The sequence below is a fragment of the Pseudomonas sp. NFX98 genome (genome assembly GCF_047784845.1).
Classification (GTDB): domain Bacteria; phylum Pseudomonadota; class Gammaproteobacteria; order Pseudomonadales; family Pseudomonadaceae; genus Aquipseudomonas.
Genome location: NZ_JBLNNF010000007.1, coordinates 156,863 through 173,677 on the forward strand (window position 1 = coordinate 156,863; position 16,815 = coordinate 173,677).

The following is a 16,815-nucleotide window of genomic DNA, read 5'->3' on the forward strand; positions in this document are numbered from 1 at the left end:
GTTGTATCTCCTTACGAACCCGTGCCACCCACGGTGATCGCATCAATCTTCAGCGTTGGCTGGCCGACACCCACCGGCACCGACTGCCCATCCTTGCCGCACGTCCCCACACCACTGTCCAGCGCCAGATCGTTGCCGACCATCGACACTTTGCTCATGGCTTCCGGGCCATTGCCGATCAACGTTGCACCTTTGACCGGCGCGGTAATCTTGCCGTCCTCGATCAGGTACGCCTCACTGGTGGAGAACACGAACTTGCCACTGGTGATATCCACCTGACCACCGCCGAGGTTGGCGCAGTAGATACCACGCTTCACCGAGGCGATGATTTCTTCCGGATCGCTTTCGCCGGCGAGCATGTAAGTGTTGGTCATGCGCGGCATCGGCAGGTGCGCGTAGGATTCGCGACGGCCGTTACCGGTTCGAGCCACGCCCATCAGGCGCGCGTTGAGCTTGTCCTGCATGTAGCCTTTGAGTACGCCGTTTTCGATCAGCGTGGTGCATTCGGTCGGCGTACCTTCGTCGTCGACGCTCAACGAGCCGCGACGTCCCGACAGCGTGCCGTCATCGACGATGGTACACAGCTTGGAGGCCACCATCTCGCCCATCCGCCCACTGTAGGCCGAACTGCCCTTGCGGTTGAAATCGCCTTCCAGACCGTGGCCGACGGCTTCGTGCAGCAGCACGCCGGACCAACCGGAACCCAGCACCACCGGCAACGTACCTGCCGGCGCCGGGATCGCCTCAAGATTGACCAGCGCCTGGCGCAGCGCTTCACGGGCATAGCCCATGGCGCGGTCTTCGGCGAGAAAATAACGGTAATCGGTACGCCCGCCGCCGCCATGGCCGCCGCGTTCACGGCGACCGTTCTGCTCGACGATCACACTGACGTTGAAGCGCACCAGCGGCCGCACATCCGCCGCCAGACCGCCATCGGTGGACGCCACCAGAATTCGTTCCCAGACACCGGCCATGCTCACGGTGACTTGCTGGATGCGTGGGTCAAGCGCACGAGTCGCGGCATCGACGCGCTTGAGCAGATCGACTTTTTCGGCACGGGTCAGCACTTCCAGAGGATTGTCCGGCGCGTACAGTTGCGCCACATCTTGAGTGGTGAACGCTTGCACGGTGCCATTCTGGCCAGCGCGGGAAATCGAACGGGCAGCACGGGCCGCCGCGCCCAACGCTTCCAGCGTGATGGCATTGCTGTAGGCAAAACCGGTTTTCTCACCCGATTGAGCGCGCACCCCGACGCCCTGGTCGAGGTTGAAACTGCCTTCCTTGACGATGCCGTCTTCCAGCGCCCAGGACTCGGAAATCTGCCCCTGGAAATACAGGTCCGCGGCATCGATGCCCGGGCCGGCCAAGTCGCCGAGCACACCTTGCAAGCTTTCGATCGTTACGCCGCCGGGCGCCAGGAGATGTTCACTGACTGAGGACAACAACTCGCTCATATGCTTTACGCCTTAAATTCGTCGTTCTGATGCAGGTCGCTGGGCGCCCTGCGAGAAAAAGCGCCGGTGACTGGACACCGGCATCCGCGCCCGTATGGACGCCTGTTCGCTGCTATCGCGTTCGGCCAGCAGCACGGCCTCGCCTTGATCCTGTTGAGCCAGCACTCGCCCCCACGGGTCGACGATTGCCGCATGCCCCCAGGTTTCCCGAGGGCCCGGATGCGTCCCGCCCTGGGCGGCCGCGAGCACATAACATTGCGTCTCGATGGCCCGCGCGCGAATCAGCACATCCCAGTGCGCGGCGCCGGTCACGGCGGTAAAGGCCGACGGCGCGGTAATCAGTTCCGCACCGGCCGCACGCAGCTCGCTGTACAGCTCCGGGAAGCGCAGGTCATAACAGACCGTCAGACCAACCCGGCCCACCGGCGTATCAGCCACTACCACTCCACTGCCATAAGCATAGTCATCGGATTCGCGATAACGGCCGCGATTGTCCGCGACATCGACATCGAACAGATGCAACTTGTCGTAGCGCGCCACCGTTTCGCCCTGATCATTGATCAACAGCGAGCAGGCATGCGACTTGGCCGTCGGTTGGTCCACCGGCGGCAACGGCAACGTGCCGGCCACAATCCATAACTTGAGGTCGCGTGCGGTCTGTTTCAACCACGGCAGGATCGGCCCTTCGCCTTGGGCTTCAGCGCGACCGATGTCGGCAATGTCGCGACGGCCCATGGCGGCGAAGTTTTCCGGCAGCACAGCCAGCTTCGCTCCAGCGCTCGCTGCCTGTTCGAGCAAACGCCGGGCCTGGGCCAGATTGGCCAGCACATCGCTCTGGCTGATCATTTGAATCACCGCAAAAGACATGGCCAATCCTTATCTGAAATCAACTCAAACCTGTAGGAGCTGTCGAGTGAAACGAGGCTGCGATCTTTTGATCTTTAACATCAAAAGATCGCAGCCTGCGGCAGCTCCTGCACATACGGCCATGCTACTCCATAGGTTTGGAGAATGGGTTTTCAAAAAGGTTTGTCGAAGGTGATTTTCGGTTCTTTCCACGGCCCCTTGACGGTGTACTTCACGCTGGCAAAGCGGGACACGCGGTCGCCGATCAACTTGTCGATCAGGAACAGCGCACCACCGATGGCCGGTGCGCCGACGATCAGTGCGGCAATCGGCAGGTTATTGGTCACGGGCAAGGTCACCAGCAATTTCGCATCGATCTGATCGGCCACCATGTTCAGGGTACCGTCGAGTTCGATGGTGCTCGACGGGCCGGTCAGGCGGATCGGCTCCTTGGTGACGTACACGCCATTGGTCGCCACCAGCAGGCCTTTGACCCGGTCATAACTCAAGCCCTTGCCGAACAGGTCGGAGAAGTCCAGGCGCAAACGCCGGCCGATGGAGTTGAAGTTGAGCAGGCCGAATACCCGCAACGCCTGGGCACTGCCTTCGACCTCGACAAACTGGCCTTCGTTGAGCGACGCATCAAGGGTGCCGGAGAAGCGTTTTGTCGCCAGCCACGCCGGCGACCCAGGCCAGCGCCCGTCGACATCCATATGGAATTCCTGGCTGGTAACGCTCGGCGCAAAGCCCCAGCCCTTGAGCACATCCGCAAGGTTCTTGCCGCTGGCCCGGCCCTTGAAAAAGCTGGTGCTGGCGCCCGGTACGCCTTCCCAGCCACCACTGCCCTGCAACAAAATGCCCTTCAGGCCCATGTCCAGCGAATTGAAGGCAATGCCTTTGGCCGTCGGACGAATTTTCAATGACCAGCCGCCGACCAGGTCGTTACCCTGGAACAACTGGTTGATGGTGATATCCAGCGCCGGAATCTTCGTCGGATCTACCGAGGCCAGTGGATCCGGTGAGTTCTCGTCGGCCAGGACCTGTGGGTCAGGTGCCGGCAACCGAACGTATTGCAGGTTGATCACCATCGGTGCGGCTTTCGCATCGGGAATGCTGGCGCTGCCCTTGGCCTGCTGACTGTCGAGCTGCAATGCCCAGGCGCTTGGTTTGCGCGTCAACTGCACCGAGGCCTGATCCAGTGTGGTGCCGAGAGCGCTGAGCTTGCCGACCTTGAAATCCGCACTGCTGAGCAACTGTTTGGCGCTACCACCGGGGTCTTGCCCGGCATATTTGTTCACCAGGTCCTGCCATGGGCCGACGTCCAGTTCCGACAATACCCCGCGAATCCGCAGCCCTTTGGCGCCCGGCAACACGGCATCACCGTTACCCAGGAACAACTCACCACGACCGTCGGCAAAATTGCCGGTCGGCGCGGCAAAAGTGAAATTGGCCAACTCACCGTAGTTCACCCAGTAACGGCGCTCCGCGCCTTGCAGGGTCATGCGGAACGTCGTATCCCGCCCCGCATCCGCCGTCATGCCGAAGGGTGCGGGCAAATCAACGGTTACGCCTTTGAGACTGGAGCTGACCATCAACTGGCTGTCGGCGCCATCCAGGGTCAATTGCAGTTGATAGGGGATCACGCCGCTCACCGGCAACGGCTGGGTCACGCTCAACCACTCGGTGAGTTTCTTGACTTCGACCTGCCCCGAGGCCGTGACCCGCGTATTGAGCTTGCCCGCACGACCATCGGCAAAAATCTGCGCAGTCACCGGTTTGTCGAACGCGCGGGCGGTGATGTTCTGCCCGCTCAGGCCCTTGGTGCTGTCGAAGCGGAAATCGCCCTTGAGTTGAGTCAGTTCCAAGGGGGGCTCGGGCAATTTCAGACGAGACTTGGCGGTCTTGAAGTCGACGAGGATTTTCGGTTCCTCGCCTTTGGCCAGCGGAATATCCAGCTTCAGCTTGCCTTGCAGCTCACCCTCGCCTTCCCAACCGGCAAAGGTCTCGGCGGTGCCGATCGGTGCTTCCTTGAGGATTTTCAGGCCATCGCCCAACCCGCCGGCAAACGCACCATCGAGAAACAGATGACTGTTCTGGCCCTGCGGCACGTGAGGAATATTGACGTAGATATCGCTGACCTGGGTGTCGAGCAGTTGCCCCTTGCTGGCCAGAATGCGCACGCCGCTGTCTTCGACGAACACGTCACCGGTGACCTTGCTGACATGCGGCCAGCCCGGCTGGAACGCCAGTTCGGCATCGTGGACCTTGAAGAACAGGCTGATGCTGCGGTCGGTATCGGCGGCGCCGTGATTGAGCGAACCCTGATACTGGAAGAAGCCCTGATCCACCGCCCCTTTGAGAATCGCCGTGCGCAGCCATTCGTCCAGCGCCGGGCTGAGGACGGTCGGCAGGTACTTGGCGGTATAGCGACCGTCGCCGTCCACCAGGCCGACCCTCAGATCCATGTAGTCTTCCCGGTTTTCTTCGAAGTACAGGCGGATCAGGAAGTCGCCGGCAATCTTGCCCTCTTCGCCCAGCACTTTCAGGTACGGCGCGATCAGGGTGAAACCTTCTTTGTCGAGTTTCCAGGTCAGGCGCGCGTTGGCCTGAATGTACTGCCATGGCTTGGCGAAAATCGGGTCCAGGTGCAGCATGAAATCCTTGCTGTCCATGCGCAGTTCGCCGTGCCCCATGTCACCGCTGATGCTGCCCGTGACATTTCGCGCCGCCGGAGCGCCGTGATACGCATCGAAGCCGACCTGTTCGAGGTTGGCCGCGAAGCTGAACTTACTGTCGTCGGTGGCATTGGGTTTCACGTCGAGCAGCACATTGCGCAACACCCCCGTGACTTTGAGTCGATCGACCACCGTGGCAAAGCCTTCCGGCAAGGGTGCCAGGGCATTGAGCAACGGCGTGAGCGGGGTGAGATCGAGGCGGTCGGCTTGCAGATGCCAGAGCTCTTCCGATTGGTCGGAAGCTGCGGTTTGCTTGAGTTGCAGATGGGTTTCCCAGCGTGTCTCGCCGAGGCTCATGGCCAGGGAATCCAGCGTCACCAGACTGCCTTCGGCGCTGCGCTGGAAGTAGCCGTTGAGCGCCAGGTTGTCGATCTTGACCGGCTTGCGGTCGGCGTAGGCGCCTTCGAGTTGCGGCGCGTTCAAACGCACCGCCGCGCTCTGCAGGGTGCCTTTGCCCCACGTCGCCCATAACTCGCCACCGGCCTTGATCTCGGAGAAATTCCACTGCTGGCTGATGCTCTCAGGCAGCCATTTCGACCAGTCGCTTTGCGGCAGGCTCAGGTAAATCTCAGCTTCACCGTCCTTCCACTGGCTGGCGCGAATGCGGGTCTTCAGGCTCATCGCCATCGGCTGGCCGTCGGGCAGGGTCAGACGGGCATCGAGTCGCTGGCGAGCGGTACCGACTTTCAGGTTCATCCCGACGTAAGTCAGGGTCAGCGGCGATTCGCCCCACGGCTGTAACGTGACCTGACTGTCGAGCACCGACAACTGCTGGATCATCTGCAGGCGATTGAACAACTGTTCCGGATCAACGGGCTGATCGTCCTTGACCGGCAAGCCTTCGAGCGCCCACTGACCATCATCGCCTTGCTTGAGACTGATCTTCAGGCCATTGAGCGCCAGATGGGCGATGCGCACCTCACGCTCCAACAGGCTGGCCCACAGGTCCGGCACCGCGCGCACCTGTTCCAGATGCAGGGCGTTGGCGCCCTCGCCAACCGTCACATCGTGAGCCGATAAAATAGGCGCGAAACCGCTCCAACTGCCTTTGAGCTCGCCGATTTGCAGAGGCATGCCTAATGCTTCAGTGGCCCGGGTTTCGATTTCGACGCGGTATTCGGCCACCAGCGGCGCCAGCTCTCGACCTAGGCTGACGTACAACGCCATCAACACCAAAACCAACGCGCACAGGCCCAGACCCCAACGGGTCAGTGCGGCCAAAATGCGTGTCAGACGCTCCATGTCAGTTGGCTCCCATGGCAAAAGTTTTGCAAAAAGCTGAGGCCAGCCGTTCAGGAAAAGTTAAAACGTAGCGAATCAGAGCAGCACCACGTCGTATTGTTCCTGGGAATACATGGTTTCCACCTGGAAGCGAATGGTGCGTCCAATAAACCCTTCAAGTTCGGCAACGTTCCCCGACTCTTCATCAAGAAGACGATCGACAACTTTCTGGTTCGCCAATACACGATAGCCTTCCGCCTGATAGGCGCGAGCCTCGCGGAGGATTTCGCGGAAGATTTCGTAGCAAACGGTTTCCGGCGTCTTGAGCTTGCCGCGCCCCTGGCAGGCATTGCAGGGTTCGCACAGCACTTGTTCGAGGCTTTCGCGGGTGCGCTTGCGAGTCATCTGCACCAGGCCCAACTCGGTGATGCCGATGATGTTGGTCTTGGCGTGATCGCGTTCCAGTTGTTTTTCCAGCGTGCGCAGTACCTGGCGCTGGTGCTCTTCATCTTCCATGTCGATGAAGTCGATGATGATGATCCCGCCCAGGTTGCGCAGGCGCAGTTGGCGAGCGATGGCGGTCGCCGCTTCGAGGTTGGTCTTGAAGATGGTTTCTTCGAGGTTACGATGCCCGACGAACGCCCCGGTGTTGACGTCTATGGTGCTCATGGCTTCCGCCGGGTCGACCACCAGGTAACCGCCGGATTTCAGCGGGACCTTGCGTTCCAGGGCTTTCTGGATTTCATCTTCGACGCCGTACAGGTCGAAAATCGGCCGCTCGCCGGGGTAGTGCTCCAGACGATCGGCGATCTCAGGCATCAATTCGGCGACGAACTGCGTGGTTTTCTGAAAGGTTTCCCGGGAATCGATGCGAATCTTCTCGATCTTAGGGCTCACCAAGTCACGCAAGGTGCGCAGCGCCAGACCGAGGTCTTCATAGATCACGCTTGGCGCGCCGATGGTTTTGATCTGCTCGCTGATCTGGTCCCAGAGGCGGCGCAGGTAGCGGATGTCCATAAGGATTTCATCGGCCCCGGCACCTTCGGCCGCCGTTCGCAGGATGAATCCGCCCGCTTCCTTGATGCCTTCTTTGGCGACGCAATCGGTGACCACTTGCTTGAGGCGTTCGCGCTCGGCTTCGTCTTCGATCTTCAGCGAAATGCCGACATGGGCGGTGCGCGGCATATACACCAGATAGCGCGACGGGATCGACAACTGCGTCGTCAACCGTGCGCCCTTGGAGCCGATCGGGTCTTTGGTGACTTGCACCACCAGGCTCTGGCCTTCGTGCACCAGCGCACTGATGCTCTCTACCGCCGGGCCTTCGCGCAGGGAAATTTCCGAAGCATGAATGAACGCAGCGCGATCAAGCCCGATGTCGACGAAAGCCGCTTGCATACCGGGCAACACCCGCACGACTTTGCCTTTATAGATGTTGCCGACGATCCCGCGTTTTTGCGTACGCTCGACGTGGACCTCTTGCAGGACACCGTTTTCGACCACCGCCACGCGTGATTCCATCGGCGTGATGTTAATCAGGATCTCTTCACTCATGGCAGGGTCTCGTTCAGGCATGTTCACGATAATGGCCGCATCTTGTCAGTACGACGCTCAGCGCGCGTTAAGGGTTTGCCAACAGGTTATGCCGAAATGGCCGAGCAGTTCTGCGGTTTCGCACAGCGGTAGTCCAACCACTGCCGAGTAACTTCCATTGAGCCCGGCGACAAACACCGCGCCCAATCCTTGAATGCCATAGCCACCGGCCTTGTCTCGCGGCTCGCCACTGGCCCAGTAGGCTGCCGCTTCATCGCGACTGATCTGGCGAAAACGCACCCGGCTAGTGATCACCCGGGATTCGCAACGCTCGCCTTCCAGCACGGCAATCGCCGTCAGCACCTGATGCTCGTTGCCGGACAACATCATCAGCATGGCGCACGCATCGGCTTCATCAACCGGTTTGCCAAGAATTTTTCCGTCGAGGACCACGGCGGTGTCGGCGCCGAGCACACAAAAATCCGCATCGGACACAACTGCGTCGCGCCCGGCCGCGGCTTTTCCGCGCGCCAGACGCTCGACATAGGCCGAGGGCGATTCTTCAGTCAAAGGGGTTTCATCGATGTCCGCGCTGACGGCGGTGAACGGCACGCCGATCTGCGTGAGCAGTTCACGCCGACGCGGCGAGCCAGAGGCGAGGTACAGCTGTTTCATCAAGACATCTCCCTGTCGTGGTATGGGCAAATGCCTGACCGAATCAGTTGATTTTGTAGCGTCGACGCAACCCGCGCAAACCGAAGCTGACCCAAGGCCAGAGCAATGCACTGACCAGTGCCGGCAATACCAGCGCCAGCGTTGGCTGACGATTGCCGGTCAGGGCACTGAGCCAAAGCTGGACAAGCTGCGCGAGACCGAAGATCACCAGGATCACCAGACTCTGCTGCCACATCGGGAACATTCGCAGACGTTGTTGCAGCGCCAGCACCAGGTAGGTGATGAGTGTCAGGATCAATGCGTTCTGGCCCAGCAACGTGCCATACAGCACGTCTTCAGCCAGGCCCAGGCACCACGCGGTGACCATCCCGACTTTTTGCGGCAGGGCCAGCGCCCAGAACGCCAGCAGCAGGGCCAGCCACAGCGGGCGAAGGATTTCCATGAATTGCGGCAACGGCGACACGCTGAGCAGCATGCCGATGGCGAACGTCAGCCAGATCATCCAACCGTTCCGGGAGGCTTTGACACCGACCATTATTCTCGTCCCCCAGTAGTAGCCGGTGCGGAGACTGGCGGTTTGGCAGCAGGTTTCACGACAGCGGGTTGAGCCGCCGGTGGTTTGGCGGCGGCAGCGGGCGCAGTCGCAGGCGGTTTAGTCGCGGCTGGATGCGCGGCCGCAGGCTTGACCGGCGTGGCGGCAGCCGGTGCGGTCGCCGGGGCTGCGGGAGTGGTCGGTGCCGCAACGGCAGCCGGAACGATTGCCGGGACAATTGCCGGTTTCGGCACGGTCGCCGGGATGATCGGCCCACCGCCCTGCGCATCCAGAGATTCCTGGGCCTGCGCGGCGTCGTTGGCACGTTCTTCCGGGGTACGGGTGTCGCTGAACACCAGCAGCAGGTAGCGGCTGCGGTTCAGTGCCGCAGTCGGCACGGCGCGGACAATGGCGAACGGCTGGCCGGAATCGTGGATCACTTCCTTGACCGTGGCCACCGGGTAACCCGCCGGGAAACGCTGACCAAGGCCGGAGCTGACCAGCAGATCGCCTTCCTTGATGTCGGCGGTGTCCGCCACGTGACGCAACTCAAGACGCTCCGGGTTACCGGTTCCGCTGGCAATCGCCCGCAGACCGTTACGGTTGACCTGTACCGGAATGCTGTGGGTGGAATCGGTCAGCAGCAGGACACGCGAGGTGTACGGCATCAACTCGACCACCTGGCCCATCAGGCCACGGGCGTCGAGCACCGGCTGACCCAGGACCACACCGTCACGCTCACCCTTGTTGATGATGATGCGATGGGTGAAGGGATTGGGGTCCATGCCGATCAACTCGGCCACTTCGACCTTCTCGTTGACCAGTGCCGAAGAGTTGAGCAACTCGCGCAGCCGAACGTTCTGCTCGGTCAGGGAGGCAAGCTTCTGCATGCGCCCCTGCAACAGCAGGTTTTCGCTTTTGAGTTTTTCGTTTTCGGCGACGAGTTCGGTCCGGCTGCCAAACTGGCTGGCCACACCCTGCCATAGCCGCTGCGGCAGGTCGGTGATCCAGTAAGACTGCATCAGCACCAGCGACATTTGGCTACGCACTGGCTTGAGCAGTGTGAAGCGGGCATCGACCACCATCAGCGCGACCGAAAGCACGACCAGCACCAACAAGCGCACGCCCAGTGAGGGACCCTTGGTGAAAAGCGGTTTAATAAGCCGCTCCTCCCAGGCAAATGTTCTCTTTTTTCATACGGCAGCAAACCGGCCTGGATGCAGACTGACAGAAGATAAACGCGAACAGGCAGCACTGCAAAGTGCCGCCTGCGCGCTCAACAGCATAGAGGCGATCCGGCGACTTATTCGCTGGAGAGCAGATCCATGGTGTGTTTATCCATCATTTCCAATGCACGGCCACCGCCGCGAGCAACGCAGGTCAGCGGATCTTCGGCAACGATCACCGGCAGACCGGTTTCCTGGGCCAGCAATTTGTCCAGGTCACGCAGCAAGGCGCCACCACCGGTCAGTACCAGACCACGCTCGGCGATGTCGGAAGCCAGTTCCGGAGGCGATTGCTCCAGCGCACTTTTCACGGCCTGAACGATGGTTGCCAGGGACTCTTGCAGAGCTTCCAGCACTTCGTTGGAGTTCAGGGTGAATGCGCGTGGAACGCCTTCGGCCAGGTTACGGCCACGAACGTCGACTTCACGAACTTCGCCGCCCGGGTAGGCAGTACCGATTTCCTGTTTGATGCGCTCTGCAGTCGACTCGCCGATCAGGCTGCCGTAGTTGCGACGCACGTAGGTGATGATCGCTTCGTCGAAACGGTCGCCACCCACACGAACGGATTCGGCGTAAACCACACCGTTCAGGGAGATCAATGCGATTTCAGTGGTACCACCACCGATATCCACGACCATCGAACCGCGAGCTTCTTCTACCGGCAAGCCGGCACCGATCGCGGCAGCCATTGGCTCTTCGATCAGGAACACTTCACGGGCACCGGCCCCAAGGGCCGATTCACGGATGGCGCGACGCTCGACCTGGGTGGATTTGCAAGGAACGCAAATCAGCACGCGAGGGCTAGGTTGCAGGAAGCTGTTTTCGTGAACCTTGTTGATGAAGTACTGCAGCATCTTTTCGCAGACGCTGAAGTCGGCGATCACGCCGTCCTTCATCGGACGAATGGCAGCAATGTTGCCCGGCGTACGGCCGAGCATGCGCTTGGCTTCGGTGCCGACAGCAACGACACTTTTCTGGTTACCGTGTGTCCGAATAGCCACAACCGATGGCTCATTCAGGACGATTCCGCGCTCGCGCACGTAAATAAGGGTGTTGGCAGTGCCCAGGTCAATGGAGAGATCGCTGGAAAACATGCCACGCAGTTTCTTGAACATGGGAAAGGGACCCTAGGCAACGCGTGGGTAAAAAAGTGCGGCAAACTCTAACAACGACAGGGATTTTGGGCAAGGCGCCAATATGTTAAATTGGCCGCTTTTCTGTGCACCAAGCCCCACAATCGCGGCCTTATGACCGTAGAAGTGCGGTAGTGTTCCGACAATCTAACACACGGACGCCGTCCGTTTTGTTTTCCACTGGAGAATCCCAATGGCGCTAGAACGCTCCGACGTGGAAAAAATCGCTCATCTGGCCTGTCTTGGCCTCAATGATGCCGATCTTCCACACATCACTTCGGCCCTCAACAGCATTCTCGGGCTGGTCGACGAAATGCAGGCGGTCAATACCGACGGTATCGAACCGCTCGCCCACCCACTGGAAGCCAGCCAGCGCCTGCGTGCAGACGTCGTGACCGAGACCAATAACCGCGAGGCTTACCAGTCCATCGCACCAGCGGTCGAAAACGGCCTGTACCTGGTTCCGAAAGTCATCGACTAAAGGGAAAGAGCCTGCAATGCATCAATTGACTCTGGCCGAGATCGCCCGCGGACTCGCCGATAAAAAGTTTTCCTCCGAAGAGCTGACCAAAGTCCTGCTGGCGCGCATCGCCCAGCTCGACCCGCAGCTCAACAGTTTCATCAGCCTCACCGAAGACCTGGCGCTGACGCAGGCGAAAGCCGCCGACGCACGCCGAGCCAATGGTGAGAGCGGCGCCCTGCTCGGCGCGCCGATCGCCCACAAAGACCTGTTCTGCACCCAGGGCATCCGCACCAGCTGCGGCTCGAAGATGCTCGACAACTTCAAAGCACCGTACGACGCCACTGTCGTCGCCAAGCTGGCCGCTGCCGGGGCCGTGACCCTGGGCAAGACCAACATGGACGAATTCGCCATGGGTTCGGCCAACGAGTCGAGCTACTACGGAGCGGTGAAAAACCCGTGGAACCTGGATTACGTTCCAGGCGGTTCGTCCGGCGGTTCGGCGGCGGCCGTTGCGGCTCGCCTGCTGCCTGCGGCGACCGGCACCGACACTGGCGGTTCCATTCGTCAGCCAGCGGCGCTGACCAACCTCACCGGCCTGAAACCGACGTACGGTCGCGTTTCGCGCTGGGGCATGATCGCCTACGCCTCCAGCCTCGATCAGGGCGGTCCGTTGGCACGCACTGCCGAAGACTGCGCAATATTGTTGCAAGGTATGGCCGGCTTCGATCCGAACGACTCCACCAGCATCGATGAGCCCGTGCCGGACTACAGCGCCAGCCTCAACGGTTCGCTGCAAGGCCTGCGCATCGGCGTGCCGAAAGAGTATTTCAGCGCCGGTCTCGACCCGCGCATCGCCGAGCTGATCCACAACAGCGTCAAGGAGCTGGAAAAGCTCGGTGCCGTGATCAAGGAAATCAGCCTGCCGAACATGCAGCACGCGATTCCTGCGTATTACGTGATCGCTCCGGCGGAAGCCTCGTCGAACCTGTCGCGATTCGACGGCGTGCGCTTCGGCTATCGCTGCGAAGACCCGAAAAACCTGGAAGACCTGTACAAGCGCTCCCGTGGCGAAGGTTTCGGGCCGGAAGTGCAGCGCCGGATCATGGTCGGCGCCTATGCGCTGTCCGCCGGTTACTACGATGCCTATTACCTCAAGGCGCAGAAGATTCGTCGCTTGATCAAGAACGACTTCATGACTGCCTTTAATGAGGTCGACATCATCCTCGGCCCAACCACGCCGAACCCGGCCTGGAAGCTCGGCGCCAAGAACAGCGACCCGGTCGCTGCGTACCTGGAAGACGTCTACACCATCACCGCCAACCTCGCGGGTCTGCCGGGCTTGTCCATGCCTGCAGGTTTTGTCGATGGTCTGCCGGTGGGCGTGCAACTGCTCGCCCCGTATTTCCAGGAAGGCCGCTTGCTCAACGTTGCGCACCAGTATCAGTTGAACACTGACTGGCACACCCGCACCCCAACCGGCTTCTGAGGAGACACACATGCAATGGGAAGTCGTGATCGGGCTGGAGATTCACACCCAGCTCACCACCCGGTCGAAAATCTTTTCCGGTAGTTCCACCACGTTCGGTTCCGAGCCGAACACCCAGGCCAGCCTGATCGACCTGGGCATGCCCGGCGTGCTGCCGGTGCTGAACCAGGAAGCGGTGCGCATGGCGGTGATGTTCGGTCTGGCGATTGACGCCGAGATCGGCCAGCACAACGTGTTCGCCCGTAAAAACTATTTCTACCCGGACCTGCCGAAGGGCTACCAGATCAGCCAGATGGAATTGCCGATCGTCGGCAAGGGTCACCTGGACATCGCCCTGGAAGACGGCACGGTCAAACGTGTCGGCATCACCCGCGCGCACCTCGAAGAAGACGCCGGCAAGAGCCTGCACGAAGAGTTCAGCGGTGCCAGCGGCATCGACCTGAACCGTGCCGGCACGCCGTTGCTGGAAATCGTTTCCGAGCCGGACATGCGCAGCGCCAAGGAAGCCGTGGCCTACGTCAAGGCGGTTCATGCGCTGGTGCGTTACCTGGGCATCTGCGACGGCAACATGGCCGAAGGTTCGCTGCGTTGCGACTGCAACGTGTCGATCCGTCCAAAAGGCCAGGTCGAGTTCGGCACTCGCTGCGAGATCAAGAACGTCAACTCGTTCCGCTTCATCGAGAAGGCGATCAACAGCGAAATCCAGCGTCAGATCGAACTGATCGAAGACGGCGGCAAGGTGATCCAGCAGACCCGCCTGTACGATCCGAACAAGGACGAAACCCGTCCGATGCGCAGCAAAGAGGAAGCCAACGACTACCGTTACTTCCCCGATCCGGACCTGCTGCCGGTGGTCATCGAGAACTCATTCCTCGACGACGTGCGCGCCACCCTGCCGGAACTGCCACCGCAGAAACGCGAGCGCTTCCAGGAGCAATTCGGTCTTTCGGTCTACGACGCCAGCGTGCTGGCCACCAGCCGTGAGCAAGCCGATTACTTCGAGAAAGTCGCGAGCATCGGCGGCGACGCCAAACTGGCGGCGAACTGGGTGATGGTCGAGTTGGGCAGCCTGCTCAATAAACAAGGCCTGGACATCGAAGAGTCGCCGGTTTCCGCAGAGCTTCTGGGCGGCATGCTGTTGCGCATCAAGGACAACACCATCTCCGGCAAAATCGCCAAGGTCGTGTTTGAAGCGATGGCCAACGGTGAAGGCAGCGCGGACGAGATCATCGACAAGCGCGGCCTCAAGCAAGTGACCGACACCGGCGCGATCTCGGCGGTGCTGGACGAAATGCTCGCGGCCAACGCCGAGCAGGTCGAACAATACCGCGCGGCAGACGAAGCCAAGCGCGGCAAGATGTTCGGCTTCTTCGTCGGCCAGGCCATGAAAGCCTCCAAAGGCAAGGCCAACCCGCAACAAGTGAACGAACTGCTGAAAAGCAAGCTCGAAGGCTGACCGGAATGGAGCCAGTTTTTAAGCCTGGCTCAAATCCCTGTGGGAGCGAGCTTGCTCGCGATAGCGGTCCGGCACTCAACACAAAGTTGACTGTCAGAATGCCAATCGCGAGCAGGCTCGCTCCCACAATTGTTTCGGGAAAACCTTGAATGAAACGTCTACTCGGCGCCTGCGCCCTGCTCTCTCTGTTGGCCGGTTGCGCCAGCAACGACATGGTCGACCCGCACGGCTACGACAAAACCGGCGTCGCCTCGTATTACGGCGCCAAACACCAAGGCAAACGCACCGCCAGCGGCGAGCGTTTCGACAAGAATTCCATGACCGCCGCCCACCGCCAGTTGCCGTTCGGCACGCGGGTGAAGGTCACCAATCTGAACAACGACAGATCCTGCGTGGTGCGTATCAACGACCGCGGGCCGCATACCCGTGGCCGTCTGATCGATCTGTCCCATGAAGCCGCCGAACGCTTGGGCATGCTCAAGAGCGGCACCGCGCGGGTACGCGTGCAAGCCCTCGACTGACACCTGGAGCCCTGGCCATTTTCGGACTAGCCGACTTACCCCTGATCAGCGTGATCGAATTGCTCAGCGGGCTGTTCCTGCTGATTGCCGGCGCCGAATTGATGGTGCGCGCCGCGGTGCGCCTGGCTGCGCGCCTGCACGTACGCCCGCTGATCATCGGCCTGACCATCGTCGCCCTCGGCAGCAGCGCGCCGCAAATGGCCGTCAGCCTGCAAGCTACACTGGCCCACAACGCCGACATCGCCGTCGGCAGCGTGATCGGCAGCAGCATTTTCAACATCCTCGTCACGCTCGGGTTATCGGCGCTGATCATTCCGCTGCGGGTTTCGCGGCAACTGGTGCGGCTGGATATTCCGCTGATGATCGGTGCCAGCCTGCTGGTGTTCGTCCTTGCCTGGAATGAAGAACTGACCCGCGCCGACGGCGTGATATTGCTGACGGCGCTGCTGGTGTATCTGGCGTTGTTGCTGCGCCAGTCGCGACATTCGGTGCGCCCGGTATCGAGTCACAACCAAACTGGGGAAGCTCCGTGGTTCAGCAGCCTGCTGATGATCGTCGTCGGCCTGGCGATGCTGGTTTATGCAGGGCATTTACTGCTGGGAGCGGCGGTAGCGGTCGCCACTGACCTCGGACTGTCCGAGCGAATCATCGGCCTGACTATTGTCGCCGTCAGCACATCGCTGCCGGAGCTCGCCACCTCATTGATCGCCGCGCTGCGCGGTCAACGGGAAATCGCCGTGGGCAACGTGATCGGCAGCAATTTGTTCAATCTTCTTGGGGTGCTGGGTTTGACCGCGCTGGTCGCGCCATCGCCATTATCGGTATCGCCCAATGCGCTGGATTTCGACTTGCCGGTGATGCTCGGCGTCGCGGCGTTGTGCCTGCCGGTGTTCTATTCCGGTTACCGGGTGACGCGCGCCGAAGGCCTGCTGTTTTTGGGTTTGTACCTGGCTTACGGCCTGCACGTGGTGTCGTTTACCACCGGCATGCCGCTGGCGGGCAAGCTTGAGCACTTGATGCTGTTTTTCGTCCTGCCGGCGCTGTTGGCGTTCTTGCTGTTCACGTCGCTGCGCGCCTGGCGTCGCCAACACCATAAGAGGGAATTGCCATGACCGAGAACAAGAAACCCGGCGTTGAAGTCCGCCGCCAAGTGATGGGCGACGCCTTCGTCGACCGCGCGCTGGGCAATGCCACCGAATTCACCCAGCCGCTGCAGGATTTCGTCAACGAGCATGCTTGGGGCGCTGTGTGGAACCGTGAAGGTCTGCCGCTGAAAACCCGCAGCCTGATCACCCTCGCCGCGTTGACCGCACTGAAGTGCCCGCAGGAATTGAAAGGCCATGTGCGCGGTGCGCTGAACAATGGCTGCACCGTGGATGAGATTCGCGAGGCGTTGCTGCATTGCGCGGTGTATGCCGGCGTACCGGCGGCGATTGATGCGTTTCGGGCGGCGCAGGAAGTGATTGATAGTTACCAGAAGTCGGAATAATTTCGTTGTCTTGAAAAGATCGCAGCCTGCGGCAGCTCCTACATT

At 60.8% G+C, this 16,815-nt stretch carries 14 protein-coding genes; 6 read left to right on the top strand and 8 right to left on the bottom strand.

The window, feature by feature from the left end; all coding sequences use genetic code 11:
• Positions 1-11: 11 nt before the first annotated feature.
• The 8 genes from tldD to mreB form a co-directional block, all read right to left on the bottom strand.
• Positions 12-1,454, bottom strand: a complete 1,443-nt coding sequence (tldD, locus tag ACM110_RS11460; RefSeq protein ID WP_338584706.1) for a metalloprotease TldD — start codon at positions 1,452-1,454, stop codon at positions 12-14.
• Positions 1,455-1,466: 12 nt separating this feature from the next.
• Positions 1,467-2,321, bottom strand: coding sequence for a carbon-nitrogen hydrolase family protein (locus ACM110_RS11465; RefSeq protein WP_416127856.1), 855 nt, complete (start codon positions 2,319-2,321; stop codon positions 1,467-1,469).
• A gap of 152 nt (positions 2,322-2,473) precedes the next feature.
• Entirely contained in the window at positions 2,474-6,277 is a 3,804-nt protein-coding gene (locus ACM110_RS11470) for a YhdP family protein (protein WP_416127857.1), read from the bottom strand.
• Between the two features lie 75 nt (positions 6,278-6,352).
• Positions 6,353-7,810 (bottom strand): ribonuclease G, encoded by a 1,458-nt coding sequence (gene rng, locus ACM110_RS11475; protein WP_416127858.1) that lies wholly within the window; start codon positions 7,808-7,810, stop codon positions 6,353-6,355.
• 57 nt (positions 7,811-7,867) lie between these two features.
• The gene (locus ACM110_RS11480) at positions 7,868-8,464 is read right to left on the bottom strand and encodes a Maf family protein (RefSeq protein ID WP_416127859.1); all 597 of its coding nucleotides are present in this window, start codon (positions 8,462-8,464) and stop codon (positions 7,868-7,870) included.
• Between the two features lie 43 nt (positions 8,465-8,507).
• Complete coding sequence (mreD, locus tag ACM110_RS11485; RefSeq protein WP_338584699.1) at positions 8,508-8,999, bottom strand: rod shape-determining protein MreD; 492 nt, start codon at positions 8,997-8,999, stop codon at positions 8,508-8,510.
• Entirely contained in the window at positions 8,999-10,156 is a 1,158-nt protein-coding gene (gene mreC, locus ACM110_RS11490) for a rod shape-determining protein MreC (protein ID WP_416127932.1), read from the bottom strand. The genes mreD and mreC overlap by 1 nt, the downstream gene beginning before the upstream one ends.
• Positions 10,157-10,299: 143 nt before the next feature.
• Positions 10,300-11,337, bottom strand: coding sequence for a rod shape-determining protein MreB (gene mreB, locus ACM110_RS11495; RefSeq protein WP_002555108.1), 1,038 nt, complete (start codon positions 11,335-11,337; stop codon positions 10,300-10,302).
• A gap of 211 nt (positions 11,338-11,548) precedes the next feature.
• Between mreB and gatC the strand changes: the two genes are divergently transcribed.
• The 6 genes from gatC to ACM110_RS11525 all read left to right on the top strand — a co-directional run bounded on the left by gatC (position 11,549) and on the right by ACM110_RS11525 (position 16,770).
• Complete coding sequence (gatC, locus tag ACM110_RS11500; RefSeq protein WP_007976465.1) at positions 11,549-11,836, top strand: Asp-tRNA(Asn)/Glu-tRNA(Gln) amidotransferase subunit GatC; 288 nt, start codon at positions 11,549-11,551, stop codon at positions 11,834-11,836.
• A gap of 16 nt (positions 11,837-11,852) precedes the next feature.
• Positions 11,853-13,304, top strand: coding sequence for an Asp-tRNA(Asn)/Glu-tRNA(Gln) amidotransferase subunit GatA (gene gatA / locus ACM110_RS11505; protein ID WP_416127860.1), 1,452 nt, complete (start codon positions 11,853-11,855; stop codon positions 13,302-13,304).
• 10 nt (positions 13,305-13,314) lie between these two features.
• On the top strand, positions 13,315-14,760 hold the full coding sequence (gene gatB, locus ACM110_RS11510) for an Asp-tRNA(Asn)/Glu-tRNA(Gln) amidotransferase subunit GatB (RefSeq protein ID WP_338584693.1): 1,446 nt from the start codon (positions 13,315-13,317) through the stop codon (positions 14,758-14,760).
• A 149-nt stretch (positions 14,761-14,909) separates the two neighbouring features.
• The gene (locus tag ACM110_RS11515) at positions 14,910-15,281 is read left to right on the top strand and encodes a septal ring lytic transglycosylase RlpA family protein (RefSeq protein ID WP_416127861.1); all 372 of its coding nucleotides are present in this window, start codon (positions 14,910-14,912) and stop codon (positions 15,279-15,281) included.
• Positions 15,282-15,331: 50 nt separating this feature from the next.
• Positions 15,332-16,393 (top strand): calcium/sodium antiporter, encoded by a 1,062-nt coding sequence (locus tag ACM110_RS11520; RefSeq protein WP_416127862.1) that lies wholly within the window; start codon positions 15,332-15,334, stop codon positions 16,391-16,393.
• On the top strand, positions 16,390-16,770 hold the full coding sequence (locus tag ACM110_RS11525; protein WP_416127863.1) for a carboxymuconolactone decarboxylase family protein: 381 nt from the start codon (positions 16,390-16,392) through the stop codon (positions 16,768-16,770). The genes ACM110_RS11520 and ACM110_RS11525 overlap by 4 nt, the downstream gene beginning before the upstream one ends.
• The last annotated feature ends 45 nt before the right edge of the window (positions 16,771-16,815 follow it).